Consider the following 11,783-nt stretch of genomic DNA (forward strand, 5'->3'; position numbering starts at 1 on the left):
ACTAGGCCGTAAACTCATAAATAGATTGCGGTTTGGCGAGTGAGATGATTCACGGCTCTCCAGCATTGGAGGGTTGGATGGCACGTCGTCGGTATGAACTGACAGATCGGGAATGGGGGATTATCGAGCCGTTGCTGCCCAACAAGCCTCGCGGTGTGGCGCGGGTGGATGATCGCCGCGTTCTCAACGGGATCATGTGGCGCTTTCGCTCGGGAGCTACATGGGCCGAAGTGCCTGAGCGCTATGGGCCTCCGACGACCTGCTACAACCGGTTTGTCCGCTGGCGCAAAGCCGGGGTCTGGGACCGGCTGCTGGCAGCGGTTTCCGCCGGATATAATGGCGAACTGGTGATGATCGATTCCACTTGCATGCGCGTCCACCAGAACGGTGCGACGGGCAAAAAGGGGGAAGTTGCGATCGTGGCATGGGACGTTCCCGGGGCGGTCTCACCAGCAAACTCCACGCTCTTGTCGATGCTGAAGGACGCCCTGTCAGCCTAAGACTGACAGGCGGGCAGGTCCACGATGCCTGTGAGGCTGAAGCGCTGATCGACGCCATTCCCGAAGGCGCCACCCTGCTGGGCGACAAGGGGTATGACAGCAACGCAATCCGTGAGGCCGCTGCGGCTAGGAACGTCTGGGCCAACATCCCTAATCGATCCAATCGAAAGCAGCGCTTCGCCTTCTCGCCATGGCTCTACAAACAGCGAAACCTCGTCGAGCGCTTCTTCAATCGCATCAAGCAGTACCGTGGCATTGCCACCCGCTACGACAAGGATCCAGCCAATTTCCTCGCCGCAATCAAACTTATCTGCGTTCGAATCTGGTGCGCCGCATAATGAGTCTACGCGCTAGCACTACTTTGGCAGAATTGTGATTTTTGGGATTCCCCTTCGTAGGAATGCGTGATTCATAGGGAGCCAGCTTTTGTGGAGGCTGGCGATGGAAGAGGATTGGCGGCGGGATCTCGAACAGTGGCTTGAGCCGTATTTGCAAGCTCTGGCCAACAAGACGCGGCGGCGGATGTGTCCGACTTATATCGCCGGATTGATAGGCCCGGGCGATCGCAAGAGTATCCAGCCGATGGCGGCACGCATCGACACGCTCAGCTATGACCGGCTACACCATTTCGTCGGAGCAGGGATCTGGGACAGCGCGCCGCTGGAGGCGACGTTGTCGCGACAGGCTGACGCGCTGGTCGGCGGCGACAAGGCCTGGCTTATCATCGACGACACAGCGCTGCCCAAGAAGGGCAAGGCCTCGGTCGGTGTCGCGCCGCAATACGCCACGGTGTTAGGCAAGAACGCCAACTGCCAGACTTTGGTGTCCGTGACGTTGGCCTCGGGAGAAGTTCCGGTCATGCTGGGTTTGCGGCTGTTCCTGCCGGAAAGCTGGACCAGCGACACGGTGCGGATGGCGAAGGCGGCCGTGCCCGAAGCATTTCGGGCCTATCGCACAAAGCCTGACATCGCCATCGAGGAGATCGACCGCATCATCGCTGCCGGCGTGCGCTTTGGCTGCGTCCTGGCCGATGCCGGTTATGGCGTGTCCGCACCGTTCCGGCAGGCGCTCAGCGCACGGGGCCTCTGCTGGGCGGTCGGCATCCCCCGCCACCAGAAGGTTTATCCCGCCGACGTGCAGTTGATCTTTCCGGTGGCGGGACGTGGAAGACCGCGTGTCCGGCACGTACCCGATGTCAAATCCCTAGCCGCCCATACCATGCTGGAGGAGGCGAAGTGGCGGCAGATCAGTTGGCGCCGGGGAACCAAAGGCCGTCTGAGCGCCCGCTTCGCTGTCATGCGCGTGCGGATCGCTGATGGCACGCCACAGCGGATCGGTGCTGCTGGCGCACAGCACATGCCAGGCGAAGAGGCTTGGCTGGTGGGCGAGCATCGCTCCAGCGGCGAGCGAAAATACTATCTCTCCAACCTTCCCGCCGACACGCCAGCCAAAGATGTCGCCGGCGCCATCAAGGCGCGCTGGGTCTGCGAACAGGCGCATCAGCAACTCAAGGAAGAACTTGGTCTCGACCATTTCGAGGGCCGCTCGTGGACCGGGCTGCATCGCCATGCGCTCATGACAATGATCGCCTATGCCTTCCTGCAAACACGAAGGCTCGCTCAGACGGGGCGGAAAAAAAAGAGTCTCCGGTCCGCCCCCTCAGCCGAGCCTACCGGCTGTACACCAAGCTATCCTTGACCGCTTATCGCGCGCCCCGCCGCGCCATTGCCCTCATTGCGGAGGATGCTTGGCAAATGTACATCACCCACTTCTGCCAAAGTAGTGCTAGGGCGATTGAACTTGCCGGGGCAGCTTATGACGTGCGGGGGTATGGCCCGGTGAAGGACGCATCCGTCGAGGAATATGACCTGCACAGGCAGGCTCTCCTCTCATCGTTCGACGCGATGCCTATAATCGCCGAGCGGGAAAGGATAGCCTGAGGCCGGGTACCAACATCATGGCCAAATCGCAGGCAGTGTTCCCGTAGCATATGGCGGCGCCAAGCGCTGTCAGGCACGCCGAGTGAAGGACGATAGCCGCTACACGGCGGCATAATCTCCACACTGATGGGCGGTAATGAGCCTGAGCATAATATTATCCTCAGGCTACGCAAATCCCGTCAAGGTGCATGTCAGCTTTAGCGCAAAAGATAAGGCTTCTTCATGGCACGACGTTGACGCGAGCCGGATCTTCAGGGAGCGGCGTTTGGCCTGTCCGGTTCTTGACAGCAGGACGTTCAGCCACTTGGTTGCGCCAAGCGTGAAGCGCTGTGAGTTCTGCAGCGATCGGCAAGCCAACGATGTCGGCGAACATCAGGCCGCAAAACAAAGTAATGTCGGGCAGCGAAAATCGATCGCCTGCCAGGAACGGCTGCTTTGCTAAAAGATCATTGAAGTAGGTCATATTTGCTACAGCATATGCTCCGCGCCGCTGCCCCCATTCCTGCGCACCGCTCCAGTCAGGCATCCGCCAAGGTCGGAGCGCGGCGCCAAGGCCCGGGGTTCCATAGTGGAAATAATCGTCGATGGCATCGATCATCATCATCTCCGCTCGACGCTGCATCATGTGAATCAGACCCTTCTCCCTCGGCGTCGTGCCAGTCAGAATGGGATTATCATCCAAATTGTCGAGATATTCGGTTATCGCCGTCGATTCAGAGATTATCGTACCATCTTCGAGTTGAAGCACGGGGATTTTCCCGATCGGATTCATTGCCAGGAAGTCCGGCTGCTTCTGGGCAGCTGCCATCAGATCGACGCTGACAAACTCAACCGCATCATCAAGGCCTTTTTCGGCAAGGACGATCCGAATCCGAGCGGGATGCGGCGCTGCCTCGCGGTCATATATTCTCATAAAAAATCCTCTCTATCTACCAGTTGATAGATAGATTAGACCGTCGCCACTGGCCGCGTCAATGCCTACTGTCATTTGGCAGGCAACACGGTACGAAGGCGTAAAAATGAGTAGCAACACCCGAGAGTCAATCTTGAGTGCCGCAAGGCGAACTGCGCAGGCGCGAGGCTATGGTGGCCTGAATTTTCGCGACCTTGCCGCAGATGTCGGGATAAAATCAGCGAGCATCCATTATTATTTTGCTGGCAAAGCCGACTTGGGCGCGGCCGTAGCGAAGCGCTATCGAGAAGATACCGTCATTGCTCTGGAAGCCATGTCCGACGAGGCGCCCGATCCACTGGACTGTCTGCGGCGATACCCCGATACGTTTCGCGCGGCCCTTCAGAATGACAACCGGATGTGCATGAGCAGTTTCATGGGCGCGGAATATGACGACTTGCCGGATGTCGTAAAAAAGGAAGTACAAGCCTTCGCTGACGTTAATGTGGCATGGATCGCCAGGCAATTATCCGCAGCAGCGACAGTCCCGATCAACAATAGTGAAAAAAGGGCATGGGCCATCTTCGGAGCCATTGCCGGTGCGCAGCTCTTGGCGAGAAGCCGGTCAGATATTTCATTTTACGACTCGGCGATCGAAGAATTTCGTGACGCGGGGCTTTTGCCTTACTGACAGCGGACAGGCTCAGCTTCGTTCGTGCGGCAGCACAGGCACGGATGAAGCAGGATATATTCTGTGCCTACGACAGCCAGATCACATCAGGCATGATGACGCCTTCTCACGCCCCTTTCAATCAACCGATCCTCGCGCCTGCACGCCATCAAGACGTCCCGAGCCGAGAGGCCATATTTTATCAGAACGCGGGTCGCGACCGTCGTGAACGACGGCGTTGAAGGAGTGCGGCGCAGTCGCTTGGCGATGGCAAACGACGACACCTGCGCAGCGCACCGATTTGGCCCCAGGCGGCGTCACGTGTCGGTCACGATGCGGGAGCATCGTTCGGTCTTCGCGTCTTGCTCGATACCAAAAATCGTCTCGGCCACGACCCCGTCCCGATAGAGTGTGGACTCAAAATGGGTCAGCCATCGACCCACTCGACTATCTCGTCCAATCCCGCCCGGCGCGAGCGGAACCCGTTTGCCGGATGCGATTCGTTGACGAACCCGAACGAAGCGCCGAGGATGATCAGCCGGTCCTCCGGGATGCCGAAATGCGCGCTCATGAGCGGGGCATAGTTGGCGAGAGCAGCCTGCGGGATAATCCCCAGACCAAGGCTCTGCGCGGCGATCAGAAGAGTGCCGAGATAAAGACCCGAACCGATCGCTCCATATGTTCCCAGATCACGCGGTGACGTAACGATCAAGGCGTGGGGGCGCCGAACAAGCGAAAATTCTCCAGCGCCTGCTTCGCTGACCCGACCCGGCCGCCATGTTCGAAGCCGACGCTTTCATACAACTGCCAGCCTCCGACACAAGCTGGACACCTCGAAAAACCCTAGCTTTTGAGTGCCAGATTTGATTCACTTAGCCGGCGATGCGGCGGAGGCGGTAATGATAGGGCAGCCGGGTTTCTTCGATCTTTCAGCCAGGTACGAGGCGCTGAGCGCGGCGGGTGATCCGCTGGAACGATTGTCGGCTGTTGTGGATTTCGAGGTTTTCCGCGGTGCGCTGGTAGCGGCGCTGCGGCGCGGGCCTCGCCACAAGGGCGGCAGGCCGCCGTTCGATCCGGTTGTCATGTTCAAGATCCTGGTGTTGCAGGCGTTGTACTCGCTATCGGATGAAGCGACGGAATTCCAGATCAAGGATAGACTGTCGTTCCAGCGATTTCTGGGCTTTGGGCTGGAGGGCACCGTGCCCGATGCGACCACGGTCTGGCTATTCCGGGAGCGGCTGGTAAAGGCCAAAGCGATCGATCGGCTGTTCGCGCGCTTCGATACAGCGCTCAAGGACCGGGGCTATCTAGCCATGGGAGGGCAGATCATTGACGCGACTGTCGTACCCGCGCCGAAACAGCGCAACACCCATGAGGAGAAGACCACGATCAAGGAAGGGCGGATCCCTGCGGACTGGACGCCGGCCAAGGTCCGACAGAAGGATCGCGATGCGCGCTGGTCGATCAAATACCCCAAGGCCAAGGTGCAGGAAGGCGCCGATCCCAAGGCGTCCAGACCGGTCGATCTAGCCATCCCGATGTTCGGTTACAAGAACCATATCGGCATCGATCGGGCGCACGGGCTGATCCGCACCTGGGATGCGAGCGCTGCCAATGCCCATGACGGGGCGCGACTGCCCGATCTGATCAGGAAGGAGAACACCGCCTCGGGCGTCTGGGCTGATACCGCCTATCGATCGAAGAAGAACGAGGCGTTCCTCGCCAGGGGCAGGTTCACCAGCAACATCCATCAGAAGCGGTTGCCCAGGCGTCCACTGCCCGAACGGGTAGCCAGGGCCAATGCACGGCGCTCAAAGGTCCGCGCTGCCGTAGAGCATGTCTTCGCCGGGCAGAAGCACCGGATGGGCCTCGTCGTCCGAACCATCGGCATCGCCAGAGCCCGCATCAAGATCGGCATGGCAAACCTGGTCTATAACTTCCAGCGCCTCGCATGGCTCGAAGGCCGGACTGCGCCTGCTTGACGCGAGAACGGCCCCAGAACGGGCATCGGAACGACAACAGTCCATCAAAACCGCCGGAAAATGCGCCTTGTCAGGCCTCCCAACTTCTCAATGCGACATCACGCCAAAATTAACCGGTTTTTCGAAGCGTCCAGCTTGGGACCTTCTTCATTAGCAGCGCAAACCTGTATAGATTCCATCTAAAAGTCCATTTCGCCACAATGCTTCGCCGCTGCTGTCTGCCTTTAGGATTGTACAATCAGAAGTGCGCGCCTAAACCGAAGTCGGAGTGAAAAAGCCTTACTTACACGATAACCCGTTGATTAGAGACATAAGATAACGGTCGTGGCTAGGGCGAGGGCAGAAGCTGTGGGGTGCCTGTATTAGCTGGTACAATGCTGCGCCGCGCAGCCCTCGCTGCAAGTCTTTTGTTGAAAGGCTGATGTCAAATTGACATACTGCTAACGCGGGCAGACCAACAGAGAAAGTTGGTTTGTAAATGGACGAGAATGAAGAGCAGTTTCTGCGACTGCGCGCCGTGATTGCGAAAACGGGCAAGCCCAAAGCCTCGATTTATCGCGATATCCACTTGGGTAGATTTCCAGCCCCCGAGAAAATAGGCGCCAGGGCAGTAGCCTGGCGCCTGTCACAGATTTTGCGCTGGATGCACGCGCCCAACGCTTACCAGGACGACTGAAACCACTCCAGCGCGCCTACTACAGGCTTTGCAGGCGTCGCCTTTTCTATAGCGATGGCTGCCGAAGCCTGTTCGGCCTTGTCGAGATATTCCGCCCACCATTCAAGCATTAGTCGGCGATGAGAGAGATAGCGTGCTGCGTTGTAGACGGCGCGTACCCCGCCTGGCACATGCGCCAGTTGAAGCTCGATCCAATCCGGCTTGAAGTGGCCCGTTTCGTTCAGCACGGTACTGGCGATCGAACGAAAACCATGCACTGTGGCCTTGTCGCCCACCCCAAGCCGCTGCAACTACACCAGCATGCGGTTCGAGCTGATCGTGTCTCCCTGATTCCCAATTACCGGGAACAGATATTGTCCAAAACGTTCATTGCCATATTTGCCATAGAGATTGAGGTCCTTGATCTCCCGCAGCAGCGCAACCGCCTGTGGAGGCAAGGGTACCAGATGTTCAACCCGCATTTTCATCCGCTCGGCCGGTATGCGCCAAAGCGGTTCTGCTCCACCAAGGCCTTCAAACTCGGACCACTGGGCGTGACGGGTTTCCGTTGTTCGAACCATTGTCAGGATCGTCCAGCGTAACGCCAGATGGCTTAATCGCGATCCTGTATCCGCGTTGAGGGCGGCGTAGAAGCGTGGCAATTCCTTAATGGGTATCTTCGCGCGGTGGTTTACGGCCGCACGCTTGCGCATGACCGTGCCCAGGTCACGACAAGGGTCGGAGAGCACACGGCCATCTGGGATGCCGAAGCGGAAGATTTCGCTGCAATAGGCACGTACCCGGTGCGCCATTTCGGTCGCACCGCGATCCTCAATACACTTGAGGGCATTGAGCATATCGCGCGGCAGGATCGAACGGACAGATAGCTTGCCGATGGTAGGGAATATGTCCGCCTCAAGCCGCCGTTCGATCACACCGGCATAGCGATCCGACCAGCCTGGCCTCTTGGCCAGCATCCATTCCTGGGCGAGCTGGCGAAACGTCGTACGCGCAGCCTGATCCTCATGCCTTTGCTGCCGCTTGATATCGGCCGGGTCATTTCCGGCGGCTAGGACCGCCTTCATTTCCTCACGCCAGACGCGGGCACGATCGATGCTCATGACCGGATAGTCACCGCCCGTGATACTCTTCTGCTTGTGGGCAAAACGATAGGAGAGACGCCACTCGCGTCGTCCATTGGGCAGGACGCAAATGTTCAGGCCGCCGCCATCGGCTTTCTTGATGGGGCGCGTGGCCGGAAGAATGGATTGGATAAGGCTATCGGTCAGCACGGATCAGTCTCCTGAGTTCCGTGCGCGGGACTTAAAATCCGGCCTTTTGAACCAACAAATTTACCAACAAATCTCATGGTAACCGCCTGGGCAGTTATGATCCTGTGTGAGATCATGTTACATCGAATAACTGATTGAAAAAACCAGATTTTTCGATGACCATTTGAGACTTTGTTGGTCTTTTTGGACCTTGTGTTGGTTGCGGGGGTAGGACACCGCGGTGCAAAAACATTCCAATCCATCTTGATCCGCCGCTGGACCTAAGGCATGTTTCATACGCGGGCAGACCAACGAAAAGGTTGGTTTGTACATGAACGAGAAGAACGGGCAGTTTTTGCGGCTGAAGGCCGTGATTGATAGAACGCCTAAATCCGAAGCCCTGATTTACCACGACGTTTGTTGTGGAACATTCTCGTCGCTCTCGAAACTCGGCCCCGCAGAATCCGCGGGGCGAAGCGCGGACGTTATCAGCCTTTCTGCAAGCTTTGAATTTTTCACCCAGAATATATCAATTCAAATTAAATTCTGTTTTTGTTATATCGTTCTCATTTTTATTTGGTTTATTTATCTGAATAATCAGATAAATCGAATAAAATCAAGTGCAACGCTATTCATTTTCATCAGTATCTATAATTTACAAATTTCAACGTGCTTCCATGCGGCATTCCCACATAAGGGTTATGACCGGTGAAACAGAGCGACAATCCTAATGGTTGCATCTTTCTCACCAATTCTGAGGCAGCGGAATTTTTGCGTCTTTCGCCTCGCACTCTTGAAAAGCAGAGAGTGGTAGGTGGAGGACCACCGTTCAGAAAATTCGGGAGACGCGTGCTCTACGCGCAAGCCGATCTTCAAAAATGGGCCGAAGATCGGAGGTTCGACAACACATCACAGTTTTGAAGTTCGGTAGGGCGCACCAAGTCAGTAGAACCAAACGTCCACGCCCTTTTGGAATAACGCAACTAACCCCGCGAGCAGATTAGCACCAATGAATCAATTTTCATTGCCAATGCGTGGGCGATCTGTGGTATGCATCCGGCGAGACGCGCCTTGTCGTGAGGTAGGGGCCTGCTCTTAAGAACGCTCTCGAGAGCACGCTTAGGAGCAGTGGATGCGGCAGATCACGGTGATGACCGGGCCGGAACGGCGGCGGCGCTGGAGCGACGAGGAACGGCTCCAGATTTTGGCAGAAGCCTTTGCGCCTGGGGCCAGCGTTTTGGCTGTGGCGCGTCGGCACGATATTTCCACGGCGCGCATTTACACGTGGCGCAACAAGCTGCGGCAGCCGCCCGCCCTGACGGAGTTCGCCGAGGCGGTGGTTGACGATGGCGAACAGCAGAATGCGCACCAGGCCGCAATGCCGGTGATCATCGTGGATCTGGGTGGCAAAGGGCGCGTGAGCATATCTGCGTCGGCACCAGCTGCCTTGGTGTCGGCAGCGCTCAAGGCCCTGCGATGATCCCAGCTGGCGCGCGGGTGTGGATTGCGATGGGCCACACAGATATGCGGCGCGGCATGCAGAGCTTGGCAGCAATGGTGCAGCAGAGCTTCTCGCGAGACCCATTTGCCGGCGATCTTTGGGTCTTTCGCGGGCGCAGCGGGGCGCTTGTGAAGATAATCTGGCACGACGGCCTCGGGATGTCGTTATATTCGAAGCGATTGGAACGAGGGAAGTTCATTTGGCCCGCCGCGAAGGACGGCGTGGTGTCGCTGACGAGCTCACAGCTGGCCTGCCTGCTCGACGGAGTGGACTGGCGGAACCCGCAATATAGCTGGCGCCCACAGAGCGCAGGATAGGCGCAGATTTTCTCGGCGGAGGCTGCATTTTCCGCTTCATCCGGGAGGTTTTCTATGATTCCATCCAAGTTGTGGACGCCGCCGTTTCGCCCCTGCCTGACGATATCGAAGCGCTCAAGGCGTTGGTACGGCTCAGTGCGCAGCGCGCCGATGAAGCCGAACAGCGGGCCACGAGCGCTGAAGCCGAACTGGCCAATGCCCGTGCCCGGGAGAGCGCCACCGAGGCGTTGATCTCGCACTACAAGTTGCAGATCGCCAAGCTCAGGCGCGAGCAGTACGGCCCCAGCGCCGAACGCACCCGCCGGCTTCTTGCGCAGATGGAGTTTGAGCTCGAAGATTTGGAGGCCGACGCCGCCGAAGATGATCTGGCCGCCGAGGCCGCCGCGACAAAGGCGACGAACGTCACCGCCTTTGAGCGCAAGAGGCCAGTTAAAAAACCGTTCCCCGTCCATTTGCCCCGCGACCGCGTCGTCGTTCCGGCGCCCTGTTCCTGTCCGGCCTGTGGCGGCATGCGCCTGTCGAAGCTGGGCGAGGATGTAACCGAGACGCTGGAGGTAATCCCGCGTGCCTGGAAGGTCATCCAGACCGTACGCGAGAAATTCTCCTGCCGTGACTGCGAGAAGATCACGCAGCCGCCCGCGCCATTCCATGTCGTGCCGCGTGGCTGGGCAGGGCCAAGCTTCCTCGCCATGCTGCTGTTCGAGAAGTATGGGCAGCACCAGCCGCTCAACCGCCAGGCGGAGCGCTTCGCTCGCGAAGGCGTGCCGCTGAGCGTCTCCACGCTTGCCGATCAGGTTGGTGCGGCGTCCTTCGCCTTGATGCCCATCTTTCGGCTGATCGAGGCCCATGTCTTTGCCGCCGAGCGCGTGCATGGCGACGATACCACCGTGCCGGTCATGGCCAAGGGCAAGACCGATACCGGTAGATTATGGGATTATGTCCGGGATGACCGCCCGTTCGGCGGCGCCGATCCGCCGGCGGTGGTTTTCTATTATTCGCGCGACCGGCGCGGGGAACATCCCCAGGCGCACCTCGCGTCCTGGTCCGGGATTCTGCAGGCTGATGCCTATGCGGGCTATTTTGAGCTGTACGCTCCCAACCGCCAGCCTGGTCTCATCCTGGAGGCAGGATGCTTTGCTCACGCGCGCAGGAAGTTCTTCGAACTTGCTGACGTCGAGGGCGCTGCGCGCAAGAAGAGCCGCGGCGAGCGGACTGGCCCGATCTATCCGATTGCGCTGGAGGCGGTGCAGAAGCTGGACGCCCTGTTCGACGTTGAGCGCGGTATCAACGGCAAGACACCAGCGGAGCGGCTTGCCGCCCGTCAGGAGTTGAGCGCGCCACTGATCGCCGAACTGCACGACTGGTTGAACGCCCAACTCGCCAAGCTGTCGCGTAACCATGATCTCGCCAAGGCTATCAACTATATGCTTCGGCGCTGGGACTCCTTCACCCGCTTCCTCGTCGATGGCAGGGTATGCCTCACGAACAACGCAGCGGAACGGGCGCTACGCTGTGTGCCACTCGGGCGGAAAGCATGGCTATTTTGCGGCTCCGATCGCGGCGGTCAGCGCGCCGCCATCATGTTTTCACTCATTCAAAGCTGTCGCCTCAACGACCTCGATCCCCAGGCTTGGCTCGCCGACGTCCTTGCCCGCATCGCCGGTCATCCGGCTAATCGGCTTGGCGATCTGCTCCCATGGAATTGGAAACCAACAGCGTTGAAGCTGGAGCCGTGATCTCATAGCATCACGGCATGGAATTTGACCCGCAACCCGAACTGATTGAATCCTCTCTCTGCCGGTCCATCGAACAGGCGGGCGTACGGCTGACCATCAACATCGTGCGGCTCGCCACCGAACGTGGCTGGTCCCTCGAGGTCGTCAACGAGCACGGCACCTCGACGGTCTGGGACAATCTATTCCCCACCGACCGCGATGCCGATGCTGCATTCCGCGATGTGCTCGCTCAAGAAGGCGTCGAGGCCTTCCTCGGCAAGTAAGATGCCAAATCCCCCAGCAAACCGTCAGTAGCCGCGGTCCTCACCGGATGCGTACG

At 58.6% G+C, this 11,783-nt stretch carries 12 protein-coding genes and 2 pseudogenes; 10 read left to right on the forward strand and 4 right to left on the reverse strand.

The annotated features are described in order from the left end of the window. Positions 1-77: 77 nt before the first annotated feature. Both DM806_RS08970 and DM806_RS08975 read left to right on the forward strand, forming a co-directional pair. Positions 78-838 (forward strand): annotated as a pseudogene (locus DM806_RS08970) (IS5 family transposase). A 103-nt stretch (positions 839-941) separates the two neighbouring features. Beyond that, positions 942-2,198, forward strand: coding sequence for an IS701 family transposase (locus DM806_RS08975; protein ID WP_179042899.1), 1,257 nt, complete (start codon positions 942-944; stop codon positions 2,196-2,198). Between the two features lie 462 nt (positions 2,199-2,660). On the opposite strand, the gene DM806_RS08980 is transcribed toward DM806_RS08975, so the two are convergent. Next, complete coding sequence (locus DM806_RS08980; protein WP_179042900.1) at positions 2,661-3,353, reverse strand: glutathione S-transferase family protein; 693 nt, start codon at positions 3,351-3,353, stop codon at positions 2,661-2,663. 106 nt (positions 3,354-3,459) lie between these two features. Between DM806_RS08980 and DM806_RS08985 the strand changes: the two genes are divergently transcribed. Then, positions 3,460-4,023: a TetR/AcrR family transcriptional regulator gene (locus DM806_RS08985; protein WP_179042901.1), complete on the forward strand. Its 564-nt coding sequence runs from the start codon at positions 3,460-3,462 to the stop codon at positions 4,021-4,023. 406 nt (positions 4,024-4,429) lie between these two features. Here the strand turns inward: DM806_RS08985 and DM806_RS08990 are convergent. Further along, positions 4,430-4,717 (reverse strand): annotated as a pseudogene (locus DM806_RS08990) (nitroreductase family protein); the annotation flags it as partial. A 184-nt stretch (positions 4,718-4,901) separates the two neighbouring features. On the opposite strand from DM806_RS08990, the gene DM806_RS08995 reads away from it, so the two are divergent. Beyond that, positions 4,902-5,984 (forward strand): IS5 family transposase, encoded by a 1,083-nt coding sequence (locus DM806_RS08995; protein ID WP_179042903.1) that lies wholly within the window; start codon positions 4,902-4,904, stop codon positions 5,982-5,984. A gap of 478 nt (positions 5,985-6,462) precedes the next feature. Next, positions 6,463-6,660 carry a helix-turn-helix transcriptional regulator gene (locus DM806_RS09000; protein WP_179042904.1) on the forward strand — a complete coding sequence of 66 codons (198 nt, stop codon included), beginning with the start codon at positions 6,463-6,465 and terminating at the stop codon, positions 6,658-6,660. On the opposite strand, the gene DM806_RS27205 is transcribed toward DM806_RS09000, so the two are convergent. Next, positions 6,645-6,935: a tyrosine-type recombinase/integrase gene (locus tag DM806_RS27205; protein WP_256869179.1), complete on the reverse strand. Its 291-nt coding sequence runs from the start codon at positions 6,933-6,935 to the stop codon at positions 6,645-6,647. The genes DM806_RS09000 and DM806_RS27205 overlap by 16 nt on opposite strands. A gap of 15 nt (positions 6,936-6,950) precedes the next feature. Continuing rightward, entirely contained in the window at positions 6,951-7,931 is a 981-nt protein-coding gene (locus tag DM806_RS09005) for a tyrosine-type recombinase/integrase (RefSeq protein ID WP_372859410.1), read from the reverse strand. A gap of 687 nt (positions 7,932-8,618) precedes the next feature. Between DM806_RS09005 and DM806_RS09010 the strand changes: the two genes are divergently transcribed. From DM806_RS09010 to DM806_RS09030, 5 genes are all read left to right on the forward strand, one after another. Next, positions 8,619-8,831, forward strand: a complete 213-nt coding sequence (locus DM806_RS09010; RefSeq protein ID WP_179042905.1) for a helix-turn-helix domain-containing protein — start codon at positions 8,619-8,621, stop codon at positions 8,829-8,831. Positions 8,832-9,042: 211 nt separating this feature from the next. Then, the gene (tnpA, locus tag DM806_RS09015) at positions 9,043-9,390 is read left to right on the forward strand and encodes an IS66-like element accessory protein TnpA (protein WP_062788688.1); all 348 of its coding nucleotides are present in this window, start codon (positions 9,043-9,045) and stop codon (positions 9,388-9,390) included. After that, complete coding sequence (gene tnpB / locus DM806_RS09020; protein ID WP_019052498.1) at positions 9,387-9,728, forward strand: IS66 family insertion sequence element accessory protein TnpB; 342 nt, start codon at positions 9,387-9,389, stop codon at positions 9,726-9,728. The genes tnpA and tnpB overlap by 4 nt, the downstream gene beginning before the upstream one ends. A 71-nt stretch (positions 9,729-9,799) precedes the next feature. Then, positions 9,800-11,464 (forward strand): IS66 family transposase, encoded by a 1,665-nt coding sequence (gene tnpC, locus DM806_RS09025; RefSeq protein WP_179041790.1) that lies wholly within the window; start codon positions 9,800-9,802, stop codon positions 11,462-11,464. 17 nt (positions 11,465-11,481) lie between these two features. Further along, entirely contained in the window at positions 11,482-11,727 is a 246-nt protein-coding gene (locus DM806_RS09030; protein ID WP_019052496.1) for a hypothetical protein, read from the forward strand. The last annotated feature ends 56 nt before the right edge of the window (positions 11,728-11,783 follow it).

Origin of the sequence: Sphingobium lactosutens (genome assembly GCF_013393185.1) — a bacterium.
GTDB lineage: Bacteria > Pseudomonadota > Alphaproteobacteria > Sphingomonadales > Sphingomonadaceae > Sphingobium > Sphingobium lactosutens_A.

What these genes read in the sequence shown, in the direction of transcription:
- DM806_RS08975 (WP_179042899.1), top strand. Translation starts at nt 942, where the DNA reads ATGGAAGAGGATTGGCGGCGGGATCTCGAACAGTGGCTTGAGCCGTAT.
- DM806_RS08980 (WP_179042900.1), bottom strand. Translation starts at nt 3,353, where the DNA reads ATGAGAATATATGACCGCGAGGCAGCGCCGCATCCCGCTCGGATTCGG.
- DM806_RS08985 (WP_179042901.1), top strand. Translation starts at nt 3,460, where the DNA reads ATGAGTAGCAACACCCGAGAGTCAATCTTGAGTGCCGCAAGGCGAACT.
- DM806_RS08995 (WP_179042903.1), top strand. Translation starts at nt 4,902, where the DNA reads ATGATAGGGCAGCCGGGTTTCTTCGATCTTTCAGCCAGGTACGAGGCG.
- DM806_RS09000 (WP_179042904.1), top strand. Translation starts at nt 6,463, where the DNA reads ATGGACGAGAATGAAGAGCAGTTTCTGCGACTGCGCGCCGTGATTGCG.
- tnpA (WP_062788688.1), top strand. Translation starts at nt 9,043, where the DNA reads ATGCGGCAGATCACGGTGATGACCGGGCCGGAACGGCGGCGGCGCTGG.
- tnpB (WP_019052498.1), top strand. Translation starts at nt 9,387, where the DNA reads ATGATCCCAGCTGGCGCGCGGGTGTGGATTGCGATGGGCCACACAGAT.
- DM806_RS09030 (WP_019052496.1), top strand. Translation starts at nt 11,482, where the DNA reads ATGGAATTTGACCCGCAACCCGAACTGATTGAATCCTCTCTCTGCCGG.